This is a genomic window from Mesorhizobium sp., from assembly GCF_965229135.1.
Lineage (GTDB): Bacteria > Pseudomonadota > Alphaproteobacteria > Rhizobiales > Rhizobiaceae > Mesorhizobium.
Genome location: NZ_OZ245860.1, coordinates 3,197,358 through 3,212,938, shown reverse-complemented (window position 1 = coordinate 3,212,938; position 15,581 = coordinate 3,197,358). Strand labels below are relative to the sequence as shown.

Genomic DNA, 15,581 nt, shown 5'->3' with positions numbered 1-15,581 from the left:
ATACCCTTGGATCACTGCAAAAAATTCCAGTCCGAAGAGGATCGTAGAACATTGGCGACCACCGCGCCAACACGGACGTTGCCCAGCCATTTGTCGGGTACATCCGACCTATTTTGCAGTTCATCAACCATGAGACGCGGATTAGGCTTTGTAAAACCTGTTGAATTATGGCTTCATTGCGTCAGAGGGTGGGGAGCTGGTAATCGCGACTGCGAGGAGCGCGATGCGGCAATCGAAAAATCGGCCTCCAAACGGCGGTTTGGGAGGAGTTTCTAATATAGTAATCTTGAGGCGACGACAGAAACGGGGATTTAAACCTTGGGTGATCAGCCTCCTTGCCTCCACGACGCTGGTTTTGCTGCCCAATTCCGTCGCTCTAGCCGCTTGCGTGCTGACCCCGACCCCCGGCAACGACACCTTCACTTGCGACAGCGGCAGTTCGGGCGGCGGCCTCACCGATACGAGCGGTGACAATACACTGACCTTCCCGGCCGGTGGCAGCGGAACGCTCAGCGGCAACGTGACTTTCGGAAGCGGCTCCGACCGCATCGACATGCAGTCGGGCACCGTTACCGGCGCCGTTGACCAAGGCGGTGGCAACGACTTCTTTGTCATCGGGGCAGGCACTGTCGCCGGCAATGTCCAGCAGGGTGCCGGCATCGACGATTTCAGGATGACTGGCGGCCAGATCGGCTCGCTCAACCAGGGCGATGCGCTAGATACCTTCTTCATGTCGGGCGGCCGCATCGTCGATTTCTTTGACGATGGCGACTATGCGGTGATGACCGGCGGTCGCATCGGCCGGGTCAACATGAAGCTCGACAAGAATTACTTCAACATGTCGGGCGGCACGATCGACCGCAATCTCGTCACCGGCTTCGACGACGACACCATTATCCTCTCTGGCGGCACGATCGGCGGCAATATCAGCGTCAGCGGCGGCAACGACAGCGTCACGGTAACCGGTGGAGCGGTCGGCGGCGATGTGCTGATGAGTTTCGGCGCCGACACATTCGTCTGGAATGGTGGCGGCATCATCTACGGCACTGTCGATCTCGGCCCCGACAATGACATAGCCAGGCTGAGCAACCTGACCAACGCCAATCTGGGGGCGACAACTGCGATAACCGGCGGTCTCGGCACCGACACGCTGACCTTTGACAATGTCAAGCTGGACGGGATCAGCCGGGTCCAGAACTGGGAAAGCATCAACGCCACCAATGACACCGAACTGACGCTGGACGGCAATCTGGTGCTCGGCGACAGCGGCACGGGCACAGGCGCGCTCAAGGTCGATGCCTCGAGCACGCTTTATGGTGGCGGCTTCAATGCGTCGATCCAAGCCTTTACATCTGGCCAACTGGCGACGGTCACCAATGCCGGACGAATCGATCTGACCAATGGCGGCACCGGCGCCACGGACCGGCTGACGATATCCGGCAACTATGTCGGGATGGGCGGCCTGCTTCTCGTCCAGACCGTACTCGGCGATGATTCCTCGGCTTCGGACAGGCTGGTGCTGTCGGGCGGGACAGCATCCGGCTCGACCGGCATCTCCGTCGTCAATATCGGCGGCGCCGGCGCGTCGACAACGCAGGACGGCATCATGGTCGTCCAGGCCATCAACGGCGCCACATCCGGCGCCACGACATTCGCGCTCGATGCACCGGTCGCCGCCGGCGCTTTTGAATATTACCTTTTCAAGGGCGGTGTCAGCGCCGGCAGTGGCGAGAACTGGTATCTGCGCTCGACGCTGACGACGCCGGCCCCGCCGGCTCCGGCGCCGCCGCCGCTCGAGCCGACAGCGCCTTTGCCGCCCGTGCCGCCGGAAACGGCGCCACCGCCACCAGCATCGACATTGCCGACGACGCCACTTCCGACCGACGGCGACATCAACAATCCGCCGGTCGACCCAACGCCGCCGGTACAAGCCGGCGACCCGGTTCCGCAAGGGCCGCCACCGCCTCCGCCCGCACCACCGGCCGATCCGCCACCGCCCCCGCCGACGCCGCCGACGGCTGGCCCTGATCTTCCGGTCCCCACGCTGCCCGGCCCGCCACCCGTCCAGCCGGCGCCGCCGACACCCGGCGCGACCGCCGTGGTGGCAGCCGAAATCCCGCTCTACCGGGTCGAGGTGCCCGCCTATTCGGCGGCGCCGCCGGTGGCCGAGCATCTTGCGATGACGACGCTCGGCACCTTCCACGAACGGCGTGGCGAGCAGGGCCTGTTGTCTAATACCGAACTGTCACCGGTCTGGGGCCGCGTTTTCGGGCAGGACGCCAAGATGAGCTCGTCAGGCACGGTCTCGCCGTCCTTTGACGGCACGCTGTTCGGCTTCCAGACAGGTTTCGACGCATTCGGCAGGGAGACCGCGTCGGGTGTGGTCGACCGGGCCGGCCTGTTCGTCGCCTATGGCAGCATCAATGGGGACGTGCGCGGCCAGGCCCTGGGATGGAACAACCTGTCGGTGGGAAGCATGGACCTCAGCGGCACCAGCGTCGGCGGCTACTGGACCCGCATCGGCCCGACCGGCTGGTACCTGGACGGTGTGTTGATGGGTACATTCTTCAGCGGCACCGCAAGCTCGTCGCGCGACATCGGCATCGATGTCAGCGGGACGGGCATCACGGCATCGCTGGAAGGCGGCCATCCGCTTGCGTTGGGACAGGGCTGGACGCTCGAACCGCAGGCGCAACTGGTCTGGCAGCATGTGTCGCTCAACGATACCAATGATCGTTTCTCGTCGGTTTCCTTCAATCTCGACGACAGCGTGACGGGCAGGCTGGGGCTAAGGGTTCAAGGCGAGGCGGCCATGAATGGCGTCGCCCTGCAGCCTTACCTCAAGGCCAATATCTGGCACGATTTCGGCGGCACGGACCGCGTCACCTTCGACACGACCGATATCGCGACCGAGGGCAGGTCAACCTCGTTCGAGTTTGGCGGCGGCGTGATCGCCAAGGTCTCCGACCAGGTCAGTATCTTTGCCACCGGCGGCTACACCACCAATCTCGGCGGCGACAGCCGACGCATCCTCGAAGGCAATCTTGGCTTCAGCGTCAAATGGTGAGGCGAGGTTTTGATACCGGGAGCATGCCGGTTTACACTGACCGTTTTCGTATTGACCGCCAACGTGAGTGCCGCCCCTCATCGCCCTGCCGGGCACTTCTCCCCGTATAGTGACGGGGAGAAGTGGTTGGCCGTAATCTCGGCGCGATTTCTGTAACGTCGGTGACTGGCGAAATCATAGATGACAGCGCCACTCTCCCCGTCACTATACGGGGAGAGGATGCCGGTAGGCAGGTGGGGGGCGGCGCCCACGTTTCAAACCCGTGCTCAATTCCCCGAGCGCATCGCCACCGTGGCGATGCCGGCGCCGACCAGCAGCGATCCGCCGGTGCGGTTGAAGATGCGGATCGCCTTGGGGTTGCGCACCACATTGCGGGCGCGCGCCGCGACAAGCGCGTAGCCGAAGGCATTGGCGAAGGCGAGCGCCAGGAAGGTCGTCTCGAAGATCGCCATCTGCGTCCAGAAATTGGCGTGCCGGTCGAGGAACTGCGGCAGGAAGGCGACGAAGAAGGTGATGCTCTTGGGATTGAGCGCGGTCACCAGCCAGGCATGCGCCATCATCTTAGCGGAGGATACAGCGTCGGTGCGCGGTTCGGCCTTGAGTGTGCCGCCGGCACGGAACAGTTTTATGCCGAGATAGATCAGATAGCCCGCGCCTATCAGCTTCAGGACCGTGAATACGGTGGCCGACGCGGCCAGCAGGGCGCCGATCCCCAGCATCGATAGGGTCATGGCGGTGAAGTCGCCAAGCGCCACGCCAACAGCCATCGGCAGTGCGGTGCGCCAGCCCTGGCCCAGCGCATAGGATACCACCAGCAGGATGGTCGGGCCTGGAATGACGAGAAGGATCGTCGACGCGGCGGCGAAAGCGGCCCAGTTTTCGAAGGACATGTCTGTCTCCCTAGGGTTAAAGAAAAGGATAAATCCTCGGGCCCGGGAGAATGTAAAGAGGCGAAAGTACTAATTCCGCCAAGGCGAGGTCGGCGTCAATTCACGCTGCTGATCGCGCCCACCATATCGGCCAGGCTGACATTGGCACCGAGAACCACGGCGGCGGCGATGATTGCAGCCGCAAAAAGCTTGATGTCTGTCATTAACGTCTTGCACATGATTTCCCCTCGATCGCGGGCCGAGGGGTAGGGCCTGCCCGCGCCGGGATTATGGCCTGACGAAGGTCATTTTGTGCGGGATGGGTCGTTCGGACGGGCGGATCGCGCAGCCGCGGCCCATCCCCATCCGCGCGAATGCAGGAAACGCGGGGCTTTCACCCTTTATCAACCATGATTGTTGAAAATGCCCGATATCCGGCCGGACCGTGCTTCCCGCCGATAGCGTAGGGTTTGGTATATGCGTGAGTTGCCGCAAGGTCTGACGCCGCCGCGAAACGGCGACGCAATCGAAACCGAAAATCGTCTTTCCCGCCGCGCGGTCCTGTCCGGGGCCGGTGCATTCGCCCTGCTCGGCGTCGCCGGCTGCTCGACTTCGGGCGGAGGCGGTGGTCTGTCGGCGCTGCAGCTCGACGACACCGTCACCGGTTCCGTGCGGCCCATGCGCCCGAGCATCAGCGTCGACAAGCACGTCACCAGCCCCGACCTCATGTATGCGGGCTTGACCGACGGCGGCTTTAACGTGCCGGAAGTGCCGTATCTCAAGGTCAAGCCGGAGTTCCGCCGCCAGATCGTCGTCGACCCGACCGGCGAACAGCCCGGCACAATCGTCGTCCATCTGCAGGAGCGTATGCTCTATCTGGTGCAGCCGGGCGGCGACGCGATCCGCTACGGCGTCGGCATCGGCAAGGATGGCTTCCGCTGGTCCGGCCGCGCCAACATCCAGTACGGCCGGGAATGGCCGACCTGGACGCCGCCGCCCGAGATGATCGCCCGCAAGCCGGAACTGGTGAAGTGGCAGGGTGGACAGCCCGGCGGCCTGACAAATCCGCTCGGCGCGCGTGCGCTCTACATCTACCAGAACGGCAAGGACACCGGCTATCGCATCCACGGCTCGCCCGAATGGTGGAGCATCGGCCAGGCCATGTCGTCGGGCTGCGTACGCCTGATCAACCAGGACATCATCGACCTCTACAGCCGCGTCTCCAAGAAGAACCCGGTCGTCGTCATGTGACCCGCCGGCCGCCGCGCGCGGCCGTCTTGTCTTTTCGTCAGAGCATGGATTTCTTCCCGAAAACCGGTTCCGGGTTTTCGCGATCATGCTCTCGTTTCTCCCGTTGCGCGATGGCCCAAGACAGGCGAATGTGCCGGGAAACGCACCGCCCGGGAGGCCTGAACAATGTCCGGAACTTTTGTCATCGCGCAAGGCGGCGGCCCGACCGCCGTCATCAACCAGACCGTGGTGGGGGCGGCACTGGAAGTGCGCAAGCGGCATCCCGGTGCCAAGGTGCTGGGATCCCTGCACGGCGTGCGCGGCATTCGGGACGGCAACTATGTCGACCTGTCGGCCGTCCCCGAGGATCGCCTGCGTTTGATCGCCGGGACACCGAGCGCAGCACTCGGCTCGACGCGAGACAAGCCGGATGCCGCCTATTGCGAGGTCATCCTCGATGGCTTGAAGAAGGTCGGCGCCGATGCCTTCATCTACATTGGCGGAAACGACACGTCGGGCACGCAGCAGATCCTGACCGATGCGGCTGGCGGCAAGATCGCCTTCGTCCATGCGCCCAAGACCATCGACAACGATCTCGAGGAAAATGACCATACGCCGGGCTTCATGTCGGCGGCCGAATTCGTCGCCGGCGCCTTCCTGTCCGTCGACCTCGATTTCCGTGCCTTGCCGGGCATCTATGTCGGCATCGTCATGGGCCGCCACGCCGGCTTCCTGACGGCGGCTTCCGCCGCGTGGCAGCTCGACCGCGACAGCGGCCCGCATTTGATCTACGTGCCGGAGCGTCCGTTCTCCCCCGTCGGCTTCATCGACGATGTCCGCGCCACGATGGACCGTCACAAGCGTTGCATCGTCGCCGTCTCGGAGGGCGTCAGCACCGCCGACGGCAAGGCACTTGTGGAGAGCCTTGTACCGCCGGAGAAACTGGAGCGCGACCAGCACGGCAATCTGAAACTGTCGGGCAGCGACCTCCCGGCGGCACTCGAACGCGCCTTGGCCGAGGGCCTGCCGGGCAAGCGCGCGCGCGTCGACGCGCTCGGCTACATGCCGCGCGGCAATGTCGGCGCCATCAGCGCCGTGGACGCGCGGGAAGCCTTCGACGCCGGCGCCTTTGCAGTCGCCGTCGCCGAACAGGGCGGCGGCTCGGTGGCGCTGCAGTACGACGGCACGAAAACGGTGCTGAAGAAAGTCCCGCTGGAGAATGTAGCCGGCAAAACACGTCATATGCCCGATGATTTCATGAAGCCGGACGTCCATCAGCTGTCCGATACAGGCATGGCCTACTTCAAGCGGCTGGTGCCTGAAAAATACAAGGTCGGGAAGCCGTTCGTCTGATGGGCTGGTTCAGCAAGAGCATCGTCGACGACAAGACGACGATGCTGACCGAGCCTTTCGTGCATGACTACATGCGCGCCAACATCTGGCATCTGCGCGGCCGCGACATCGACCTGCTTGTCGACACCGGCATGGGCATTCGTCCGCTCGCACCGGAGATCGAGACGCCGGCGGGCAAGCCGCTGCTGGTCGTCGCCACCCATATCCATCTCGACCATGTCGGCTCGCTGCATGAATTCCCGCTGCGCGCCGGCCCACGGCAAAGCGCCCAGCAATTCGACAGCATGGATGATGCCGTGACCTACGCCTACATGTTCCATGATCTCGAAGGTGCCGTTTCGAAATTGCCGGCGCCGGGCTGGAAGGCAGCCGACTACGTCATTCCGCCGGCGCCGCTGACGCGCATCCTCGCCGAGGGCGATGTGATCGATCTCGGCGACCGGCAATTCCGCGTGCTGCATCTGCCCGGTCATTCCCCGGATTCGATCGCTCTGTTCGACGAGGCCGATGGCCTGTTCTTCAGCGGTGACGCTATCTACGATGATCGGTTGATCGATGACTTGCCGGATTCCGACCGGGCCGCGTATCGCCGCACGATGCACCGGCTGCTCGATCTGCCGGTCCGCATCGGCCATGGCGGACACGGCCCAAGCTTCGACGGCAGACGAATGCGCGAGATTGCCACCGGCTATCTGCGCAGGAACGGCGGGGTCGACGCCTAGCCCCCCGGTTCGCTCTATCAGCGATTGCGTTTTACTGGCTTGGCGGATCGCAAAGTTGTTACTGCTGACCAGCTGGTATAATTATTGGATCTATCGAATTCATCTGATGCCATGTGAGGAATGACTGTAGTTCTGGTGAGATTTTTTGTCGTATCTCTCAAGCGCTGGAGAGTTGAAGCTGAACTTCAGCTTGCCATGGTGGATGGCGCGCACAGCACACGCCGGCAGAAAAGAATTAAATCTTTGTAACATGGCCTGAAGGCCTAATTCTCGCCCTTCCGCGCACTAGATTCAAATTCGTCGACCCGATCGGTTGCTGCGAAAAGCGAGACCGGCAACCCCGAAGGCCGACAGCCGAATGGGCGATTCCGGAAACGGAGCACGCCACGGCGCCCAACCCGTTTCTCGCTCGGACAACGACCATGTCATCTCTTTATATTCTACGCAGACATCGCGTCGCCGCATTGCTGGGCGCCGCGCTGATCGTAAGCCCCCTGGCTGTCTCGGCTCTCAGGGCCACCAGCTATGCCCAGGCCGCGACCATGACGCCTGTCGCCGGCGTGACGGCTCCCAACGGCTCGTTCGCGCCGATCGTGGCGACCGACAAGCCGGCTGTCGTGACGGTCACCACCATCATGAAGGCTCAGCCGGCCGACACAAGCGACGAAACTCCGTCCAACGGCAACTCTCCGTTTGACGAATATTTCCACCAGTTCTTTGGCGATCAAGGGCGCCGTGCGCCCAAGACGCCGCCCCAGGAGCAGGCGCAGCGCACCGAGGCCCTCGGTTCAGGCTTCATTGTGGCCTCCGATGGAACCATCGTCACCAACAATCACGTCGTCGACGGCGCCGTCTCGATCAAGGTCACACTGGACGACGGCACCGAACTTCCGGCGAAGCTGGTCGGCCGTGATGCCAAGAATGACCTCGCTGTTCTCAAGATCCAGGCCGACAAGCCCCTTCCGACCGTCAAATGGGGTGATTCCGACAAGCTCATGACGGGCGACCAGGTGCTCGCAATCGGCAATCCATTCGGTATCGGAACCACCGTCACGGCAGGCATTGTTTCGGCGCGTGGCCGCGATCTGCACAGCGGCCCGTTTGACGACTTCATCCAGATCGACGCGCCGATCAATCACGGCAATTCCGGCGGTCCGCTGGTTGATGTGAACGGCAATGTCGTCGGCATCAACACGGCCATCTATTCGCCGAATGGCGGCAGTGTCGGTGTCGGCTTCGCCATTCCGTCCGACCAGGCCCAGAAGGTGGTCGCCAAGCTGATGAAGGACGGCTCGATCCAGTATGGCTACCTGGGGGTCCAGATCCAGCCCGTGACGCCGGACGTGGCCAACGCGATCGGGCTCGATCATTCCACCGGCGCCCTGGTTTCCCAGGTCAATGACGGTTCGCCCGCCGCCAAGGCCGGCGTCGAGACGGGTGACGTCATCACCAGTTTTGCCGGTCAGGAGATAAAGGACCCCAAGGACCTTTCGCGCGCGGTCGCCGACGTGTCGCCGGGAGCCAAGGAAACGCTAGACGTATGGCGCAATGGCAAGGACATGGCGATTTCCGTTGCTATCGGCAGCAACGGAGATGACGTCAAGACCGCCTCGCTTGACGATTCCGGCACACCATCAGCCGAGCAGGGGCTTCGCTCTCCTGCGATAGGCCTCGGCCTGATGGACATCACCCCTGACATCCGCCAGGCGATGAAGCTCCCGGCCAATCAACACGGCGCCATCGTCGCGAGCGTCAATCCGGACAAGACCGCGTCGGCCTCCGGCATCCAGACCGGCGACATCATCCTCGCCGTCAATCAGGCCCCGGTGAAGACGGCCCGGCAGGTGACCCAGGCGATCGCGCAAGCCGGCAAGTCCGGCAAGAAGTCCGTGCTTCTGCTGGTGGAGCGCGACGGCGCACAATTGTTCGTCGCGGTGCCTTTCGCGGCCGGCTGAAGCCAGGCGCGGACGCGGCTCCCAAGCGGCAAGCTTGCCAATCCATCGGCAAGCTTGCCGACTGTCCGCGCCGACGAATTCTGTTGCCTGCCGTCGCATCTTCGAGAACACTGGCGAAGGCCGCAGGACGGCCGAAGCAATCGGAGTGTCTCGATGGTCACCCGCGGCTTTTCCGGACGGCGGCCTCCCACCAGCAATGATGGGCGCATCCCGCCCGGACAGTATCTCGAACAGGGCTTTCCGGTCCTGTCGGCGGGGCCCACGCCACGCGTGCGCACCGAGGATTGGTCGTTCACGCTGAAGCACGGGCCCCGTCCGGTCAAGAAATGGAACTGGGCCGAATTCAATGCCTTGCCGTTGAGCAAGATGACGCTCGACATCCATTGCGTCACCGCGTGGACCAAGTTCGACACGCCGTGGCAGGGCGTCCTGGTCGATGACATTCTCGCCGATGCCGGGATCGAGCCGCCAACCGCCTTCACGCTGGCACTTTCCTTCGATGGCTATTCCACCAATGTGCCGACAAAGGATCTCGTGGCCGGCAAGGCGATGGTGGCGATGGTTTATGAGGGCAAGCCGCTCACGCCGGACCATGGCGGGCCCGCACGGCTGCTTGTTCCACATCTCTATTTCTGGAAATCGGCCAAATGGGTGAACGGGCTGCAGTTCACACAGCGCGACGAACCTGGCTTCTGGGAATTGCGCGGGTATCACATCTACGGGGATCCCTGGCGCGAGCAGCGCTATACGAGCGACCCATGAGCGGCGAAGCGGCCGCGCAATCCCCCTGGCAGACGGCTGTTATCACCGGCATCCGCAAGCGCACGCCACGCGTGACCAGCTTCTTCCTCCAGCCGTCGCGTCCCTTCCTCTACCGTGCCGGACAACATGTCGATGTCCGGCTGACGGCGCCGGACGGCTATCAGGCACGCCGTTCCTATTCGATTGCATCCGCGCCGGAAGCCGGCAAAACCATCGAACTTGCCATTGAAAGACTGGACGATGGCGAGGTCTCGCCCTTCTTTCATGATGTCGCGGCGGTGGGCGACGAGATCGAATTGCGGGGTCCGCTTGGCGGACATTTCGTCTGGTACGACAGCGACGGCGGTCCGCTCCTGCTGGTTGGCGGCGGCTCCGGAGTTGTGCCGTTGGCGGCGATGGTTCGACATCGCGCCGCGCGTAAGTCGACGGTGCCCGTCGCCCTGATGTTCTCCGCCCGTGTCTGGGAGGAGGTCATCTTTCGCGATGAGCTGATCGGTCTCGATAACCGCAAGAACGGTTTTGAACTGGTGCTGACACTGACGCGAGAGGCTGCCCGGCGCCCGTCGGACTATTCGCGAAGGATCGACGCCGCAATGGCGGTGCATTCCATGGCGCGGCTCCCCGCGCCGCCCAAACTTGCCTTCGTCTGCGGCTCGAACTCGTTTGTCTCGGCCGCCGCGCAGGCGCTGATCGACGCCGATGTTGCGGCGGAAATCATCCGCACCGAGCGCTATGGGGTCTGACGGGAAACGTGGGCCGATCATCCAATCGGACCTTTCAGGAAACGCCGCTTGCCTATCCGGCAGGCGAGAACTTCGCCGACAACAGCTGAAAAGGCAGCGCGCCATAGGCGGCGACGGTTGCCTCGTCGTTCCATTCGCGAAACTGGCGGGCTGGCCTGGCTTCGAGCACCAACGCCTGGCGCGCGCCGTCCAGCGTGACCTTGCCGCGGAAGTGCAGCACCCTTTCCTTGCCGGAGCGGCTGATGGCCATCGATCGCAGGCGGGCGACATGGCCGCTGTCGGCATTGATCTCCATTTCGATGCGTCGCCGTACCGGAGGAACGCCGATCCTGACGACGAGGTCCAGCATGACGTCCCCGGTCGTCTCCGGGTGAGGGATGGTCTGCGAAAATACGAATGGCATCGGCGCTGTCGGCGCCGTACGCCTGACCGACCGGCCGCGCCAGACGATCTCGGGCGTGGATTGCCTCAGCCGTCCCTTCCTTCGCTTCAGGCGCAATTGCTTGGCAAGTCCGCGTGACAGCCAGACGAGGCCACCGAAATCGGTACGTGGCTTGGCTTGCAGGATCGAGGACCAGCGCGACAGGCCGGCCCGGTCAGCCATTTCGACCACGCTTGCAAGCGCGGGTTGGGATACGGGAATCCCGATCTCCAGGGAGAGATAGGACAGCGCCACCGCGGCCGGAACGGCAATACTGCGTCTGGCGACGATATCGCGGAAGATCTCCCAGTCGACATCGCGGCCATGGATCGCGACAGCGCAATCGACCAGCCAGTCGCTGTGCGTATGGGCATCCAGGCCGCCATGCGCGATCGCGAGCGCCATGCGGTCGGCCGGCGACGGCACGAAGACGCTCACCCCGGTGAACTCGGCCCGCAACCCGCGCTCCCAGATAGCCGCGTCATCTTCCACGCTGGTCTGTGACCCGTCGTAACCCAACTGGTGCAGGTCTATGTCGCCGAAGCTGCCCTTGAAGAAATTCATCGACCGGATGGAATCCAGCCTCGTCCTCAGATACTGCGGGCTGACGCCGCTGGCGATCTGCCAGTCGCTGTCGCGCAGCACATCGAAGGCGACCCTCATATGCCGCGGGCGCACCAATATGTCGATGTCGTGCGCCACCCTGCCGCGCTGTGCCGAGGCATCCACCGCAATGCGGCTGGCGCCCTTGATCAGCATGACATCGGCGCCTGCGTCGACCATTGCCGCCAATGCCGGCTCTGCTTCGCGCATCGCCATTCGCGACTTGGTCCACAGCATCTTTTGCAGCCCGACAAGGCGCGGATAGGCTGCGTGACCCGAGAGCTTCCTGCCGAACCTGTCGGAAATGGCGGTGAGCAGGCGATGCTCGCGGAAGGAGACGAGATCGATGTCGTTCTCGTCCAGCCAGCGTGCCGCGTATTGGCACGCCGCATCATCGTCGGGAAGAAGCGCGGCCTTGAGCAACTGGTCGAGCTTGCCGGTGGGCCAGGACCAGCCGTAGTCGGGGAACCGGCGGCCGATGCGGCGTATCGATCCGGCCGTCAAATGGAGCCCACCTTGTTTCGAGCCCGACGTTGCATGGCGAGCCGGGCGACCGCGATGTAGCCTCGATCGCGCTGGGCATCGCGCCCGTAGGACAGGCTGCCCGGTCGGATGCGGCGCAACGCCAATGCCTCGCCCAGCATGTCGAGAACAAAGCCTGCTTCGCGCACACGCGCGATCCAGTCGATCATTTCACCGCGACCGCCGGGCGGGTCGACGATCGGCCCGACGGCGTCGACGACCTCGCGGCGCATCATCATCGTCGAGCGTGACCAGCCCGGGGTGACGGCGATCTCCGCGGCATCGGGCCGGTCGTCGCGGAAATTGCGTATATGGGTAAAGACGCCGGCTGTAGCGGGAGATCGTCTCAAATGCGCAAGCTGTTCCTCGATCTTGGTCGGCAACCATAGATCATCGGCGTCCAACGTCGCGATCAGCGGCGCCGACAGCGCGGCAATGCCTCTGTTCGTGGCGCTTCCAGGCCCGGCGTTTTCCTGGCGCAGCACGCGTACCGGCAGGCTCATCGCGTTGATCACGGCCACCGTGTCGTCGGTTGAACCATCATCGACGACGATGATCGTGTCGGGCTTGACCGACTGGGCCACGACCGATCGCAGGGTCTCGGCAATGGTGGCGGCCGCGTTGAAGGCAGGGATGACGACGCTGTAATTCGACATTTCACATAAAACGCCAGCCGGCGAGGTCCTTGAAATCGAAGATGCCCTCTATTCTTTTCAGTGAGGGGTTAGCCTTGCGCCGGGTCATTGATTTGTAAATGGCGCGCATGAATTCGCGAGCTGGAATGTCAGCCTCCTTGGTCATATTGCCGGGATGGCGCCTGTAGTACAACGCCACCGTGTCAGGCATGACATATTTCGGCCCGCTCTCGAAGACGCGCAGAAGATAGTCTGTATCTTCGGCCTGCTGGAAGGCCTCGTCGAAGCCGCCGGTTCGGTCCACGAGGCTTCTCGCGAATATCCCGGCTGACAACTGAATTCCGCGAACTGTCATGCAATTGGCGTCCTCGGCCGGCGCCAGCGTCTTTTCGTCGATGTTGTCGACCAGCGTCATCAGGGAATAAGTCAGTTCAAGCCCGGAATCCTCCCCGAAACAGGCAAGATCCGCCTTGAAGCGACCGGCCGGCGATATGTCGTCGGAGTCGAGGAATGATACAAATTCGGTCTGCGGCAGCAATTGTCGCAGGCCGCTGTTGCGGGCCCTGGTCACGCCGGCATTGGCCTGGCTGAACAGGCGGATGCACGATGTCTCGTCCATCAGCGCGCGCACGACCTCGGCTGACCCATCCGTCGAGCCATCGTCGACGACGATGATATCGAGGTCGGCTGCATCGCGCTGCCTCAGCAATGAGCGCAGCGCCGACCCGACATATCGTTCCCGATTGTAGACCGGCATGATCACGCTCAGCTTCATCAGCCTTCCCGCGTCAGGAGCTTTGCCGTGGTTGCTTCATCTGCCCGGGCCCTATTCCCTGCACGGCGGCTCCATCATCGACCATGTCACATGAAACGCCAACCGGCGGAGTCCCTGAGGTCGAAGATACCCTCGACCATGCGCAGCGACGGGTTCGCCTTGCGCCGGCTCATCGATTTGTGGATGGCGCGCAAATACTCGCGAAGCGGAACGTCCCGCGCCTTGGTCATGTTGCCGGGGTGGCGCCTGTAGTAGGTCGCCACTGTATCCGGCATGACGAACCTCGCGCCGCTTTCGAAGATGCGCAGCAGGTAGTCGGTGTCTTCGGCCTGGCTGAACGCCTCGTCGAAGCCACCCGTTCGATCGACCAGCTTTCGGGTGAATATCCCAGCGCTCAAGGAGAGCCCCCGCACGGTCAGGGACCGGGTGTCGGCAGCCGGCTCCAGCGTCTCATCATCGATGGTGTCGACCAGCTTGATCAGGGAATAGGTCAGGTCGAGACCTGGATCGGCTTCGAATCGGGCAAGGTCTGCCTTGAAACGACCCGCCGGCGAAATATCATCCGAGTCGAGGAACGACACGAACTCGGTCCGCGGCAGCAATTGCCTCAGCCCATGGTTGCGCGCCTTGGCGACCCCCTTGTTGGTCTGCTGGAAAAGGCGGATGCACGGTGCCTCGCTCATCATCGCGCGGACCGCTCTGGCCGATCCGTCGGTCGAACCGTCGTCGATGACGATGATGTCGAGGTCGGCTGCGTCGCGTTGCCTGAGCAGGGATCGCAAAGCAGGGACGACATACTTTTCGCGATTGTAGACCGGCATGATCACGCTGAGTTGCATCGATTGCCCCGCGCCAGAAATTCCGAAATCGTGCCGGCGATCTCCTCGGACCGCGTCCCGAGAGACAGCCGGTAGCATGGCAGAAGGCGTGTCAACTCGCTGAAAAAACGGAAGCCGCTTTCCCGTTCGCCGGGCATCTGAGAAATGCCGGACGGCGCCAAGGCAATCATGGCATCCTTGCGCGATACAGGCATTATCGAGCTTGCCCCACCCCCGCCGATAATTGGCACCAGCAATGCAATAATGTCTAGACGTGCGGGCGTTGTTTGCACCGCGATATTTTCGAGGAGAAACTGGTGCTTCCCCTGCCAGTTCAGCGGCCCCTGGGATTTCAACCGGTGCTGCAGTCCCAACCGCCTGAAACCTTTTGGATCCTGCTTGAGGGTAGCGAACAAAGGATAGGCGCTCACTCCGCCGGCTATGTCCATCAGCACATAGTCGTCGCCGACACTGTTGAGCCCGTTGAGCAATCCGGCGACAACCGTACCTGATTTGCCGGATCCGCCAGCGCCGGCGAGCAGAATGCCCTTGCCATCGATGCCGAGGGTTCCGGCGTGCGCCAGCCGCATGCCGCGCGCCGCATACTCCCAATGCAGGAAGGCTCGCAGCGGAGCCCCTGGTTCCCAGGGCGGAAAGCTGTCGGCGGATCTCATCAGCTGGGCGCCGACGCGACGGTGCGGATCGTAGAATTGCCAGAAATCCAGGTCATGGAAATAGCTGCCGCGCAGCCCCGCATCGGCCAGTCTGGTGGCGAAGGCCTGCGGTGTGAAATGGGCTTGGCCCCACGTCGCGGGATCGGGAATGGTTCCGATGCCCGGATGGGCGACAAAAATGCGGCAGTCGGCGTGCGCGTCGGCGCTGTCCTCAGCCCGAACAAAGGCATGCTTCATAGCATCCGACAGCAGGCCTTGGCCCAGATGCGCCGTCAGCTTCAGTCCCGGCAGTTGGATGGTCTCGGTGACCGGATAGTCACCGGCATTGCGTTCAGTCACCTCGAGTACATGGCGGGCATAATCCGTCAGGTTTTCGAGAGTGACGCGCCGCATGGCCCGGCTATCCCCGCGCCGGCCAGCGAAACGAAGGTG

13 protein-coding genes are annotated in these 15,581 nt (G+C 63.1%); 7 read left to right on the top strand and 6 right to left on the bottom strand.

Going from position 1 to position 15,581, the window contains the following annotated elements; all coding sequences use genetic code 11:
• Positions 1 to 223: 223 nt before the first annotated feature.
• Positions 224 to 3,067: an autotransporter outer membrane beta-barrel domain-containing protein gene (locus ACO07C_RS15170; RefSeq protein WP_421914973.1), complete on the top strand. Its 2,844-nt coding sequence runs from the start codon at positions 224 to 226 to the stop codon at positions 3,065 to 3,067.
• Positions 3,068 to 3,333: 266 nt separating this feature from the next.
• On the opposite strand, the gene ACO07C_RS15165 is transcribed toward ACO07C_RS15170, so the two are convergent.
• Positions 3,334 to 3,957 carry a LysE family translocator gene (locus ACO07C_RS15165; protein ID WP_421914972.1) on the bottom strand — a complete coding sequence of 208 codons (624 nt, stop codon included), beginning with the start codon at positions 3,955 to 3,957 and terminating at the stop codon, positions 3,334 to 3,336.
• 456 nt (positions 3,958 to 4,413) lie between these two features.
• Here ACO07C_RS15165 and ACO07C_RS15160 point away from each other — a divergent pair, with 456 nt between their 5' ends.
• The 6 genes from ACO07C_RS15160 to ACO07C_RS15135 all read left to right on the top strand — a co-directional run bounded on the left by ACO07C_RS15160 (position 4,414) and on the right by ACO07C_RS15135 (position 10,701).
• On the top strand, positions 4,414 to 5,187 hold the full coding sequence (locus tag ACO07C_RS15160; protein ID WP_421914971.1) for a L,D-transpeptidase: 774 nt from the start codon (positions 4,414 to 4,416) through the stop codon (positions 5,185 to 5,187).
• A 165-nt stretch (positions 5,188 to 5,352) separates the two neighbouring features.
• Positions 5,353 to 6,519 (top strand): diphosphate--fructose-6-phosphate 1-phosphotransferase, encoded by a 1,167-nt coding sequence (locus ACO07C_RS15155; protein WP_421914970.1) that lies wholly within the window; start codon positions 5,353 to 5,355, stop codon positions 6,517 to 6,519.
• A complete protein-coding gene (locus ACO07C_RS15150) occupies positions 6,519 to 7,241 on the top strand; it encodes an MBL fold metallo-hydrolase (RefSeq protein ID WP_421914969.1) in 723 nt (240 codons plus the stop codon). The genes ACO07C_RS15155 and ACO07C_RS15150 overlap by 1 nt, the downstream gene beginning before the upstream one ends.
• Before the next feature lie 422 nt (positions 7,242 to 7,663).
• Positions 7,664 to 9,196: a DegQ family serine endoprotease gene (locus tag ACO07C_RS15145; protein WP_421914968.1), complete on the top strand. Its 1,533-nt coding sequence runs from the start codon at positions 7,664 to 7,666 to the stop codon at positions 9,194 to 9,196.
• Positions 9,197 to 9,349: 153 nt separating this feature from the next.
• The gene (locus tag ACO07C_RS15140) at positions 9,350 to 9,958 is read left to right on the top strand and encodes a molybdopterin-dependent oxidoreductase (RefSeq protein ID WP_421914967.1); all 609 of its coding nucleotides are present in this window, start codon (positions 9,350 to 9,352) and stop codon (positions 9,956 to 9,958) included.
• Entirely contained in the window at positions 9,955 to 10,701 is a 747-nt protein-coding gene (locus ACO07C_RS15135) for an FAD-binding oxidoreductase (protein ID WP_421914966.1), read from the top strand. The genes ACO07C_RS15140 and ACO07C_RS15135 overlap by 4 nt, the downstream gene beginning before the upstream one ends.
• Before the next feature lie 52 nt (positions 10,702 to 10,753).
• Here the strand turns inward: ACO07C_RS15135 and ACO07C_RS15130 are convergent, their stop codons facing one another.
• The 5 genes from ACO07C_RS15130 to ACO07C_RS15110 all read right to left on the bottom strand — a co-directional run bounded on the left by ACO07C_RS15130 (position 10,754) and on the right by ACO07C_RS15110 (position 15,386).
• Positions 10,754 to 12,229, bottom strand: coding sequence for a nucleotidyltransferase family protein (locus ACO07C_RS15130; protein WP_421914965.1), 1,476 nt, complete (start codon positions 12,227 to 12,229; stop codon positions 10,754 to 10,756).
• Positions 12,226 to 12,903, bottom strand: a complete 678-nt coding sequence (locus tag ACO07C_RS15125) for a glycosyltransferase family 2 protein (protein WP_421914964.1) — start codon at positions 12,901 to 12,903, stop codon at positions 12,226 to 12,228. The genes ACO07C_RS15130 and ACO07C_RS15125 overlap by 4 nt, the downstream gene beginning before the upstream one ends.
• A 1-nt stretch (position 12,904) precedes the next feature.
• A complete protein-coding gene (locus tag ACO07C_RS15120; RefSeq protein ID WP_421914963.1) occupies positions 12,905 to 13,657 on the bottom strand; it encodes a glycosyltransferase family 2 protein in 753 nt (250 codons plus the stop codon).
• Between the two features lie 86 nt (positions 13,658 to 13,743).
• Positions 13,744 to 14,496: a glycosyltransferase family 2 protein gene (locus ACO07C_RS15115; protein WP_421914962.1), complete on the bottom strand. Its 753-nt coding sequence runs from the start codon at positions 14,494 to 14,496 to the stop codon at positions 13,744 to 13,746.
• Positions 14,481 to 15,386, bottom strand: coding sequence for a serine kinase (locus ACO07C_RS15110; RefSeq protein ID WP_421914960.1), 906 nt, complete (start codon positions 15,384 to 15,386; stop codon positions 14,481 to 14,483). Before ACO07C_RS15110 ends, ACO07C_RS15115 begins: the two co-directional genes overlap by 16 nt.
• Positions 15,387 to 15,581 lie beyond the last annotated feature (195 nt).

Excerpts from the sequence above, each read along its gene's own strand:
- ACO07C_RS15170 (WP_421914973.1), top strand. The coding sequence starts at position 224 with ATGCGGCAATCGAAAAATCGGCCTCCAAACGGCGGTTTGGGAGGAGTT.
- ACO07C_RS15165 (WP_421914972.1), bottom strand. The coding sequence starts at position 3,957 with ATGTCCTTCGAAAACTGGGCCGCTTTCGCCGCCGCGTCGACGATCCTT.
- ACO07C_RS15160 (WP_421914971.1), top strand. The coding sequence starts at position 4,414 with ATGCGTGAGTTGCCGCAAGGTCTGACGCCGCCGCGAAACGGCGACGCA.
- ACO07C_RS15155 (WP_421914970.1), top strand. The coding sequence starts at position 5,353 with ATGTCCGGAACTTTTGTCATCGCGCAAGGCGGCGGCCCGACCGCCGTC.
- ACO07C_RS15150 (WP_421914969.1), top strand. The coding sequence starts at position 6,519 with ATGGGCTGGTTCAGCAAGAGCATCGTCGACGACAAGACGACGATGCTG.
- ACO07C_RS15145 (WP_421914968.1), top strand. The coding sequence starts at position 7,664 with ATGTCATCTCTTTATATTCTACGCAGACATCGCGTCGCCGCATTGCTG.
- ACO07C_RS15140 (WP_421914967.1), top strand. The coding sequence starts at position 9,350 with ATGGTCACCCGCGGCTTTTCCGGACGGCGGCCTCCCACCAGCAATGAT.
- ACO07C_RS15135 (WP_421914966.1), top strand. The coding sequence starts at position 9,955 with ATGAGCGGCGAAGCGGCCGCGCAATCCCCCTGGCAGACGGCTGTTATC.
- ACO07C_RS15125 (WP_421914964.1), bottom strand. The coding sequence starts at position 12,903 with ATGTCGAATTACAGCGTCGTCATCCCTGCCTTCAACGCGGCCGCCACC.
- ACO07C_RS15120 (WP_421914963.1), bottom strand. The coding sequence starts at position 13,657 with ATGAAGCTGAGCGTGATCATGCCGGTCTACAATCGGGAACGATATGTC.
- ACO07C_RS15115 (WP_421914962.1), bottom strand. The coding sequence starts at position 14,496 with ATGCAACTCAGCGTGATCATGCCGGTCTACAATCGCGAAAAGTATGTC.
- ACO07C_RS15110 (WP_421914960.1), bottom strand. The coding sequence starts at position 15,386 with ATGAAGCATGCCTTTGTTCGGGCTGAGGACAGCGCCGACGCGCACGCC.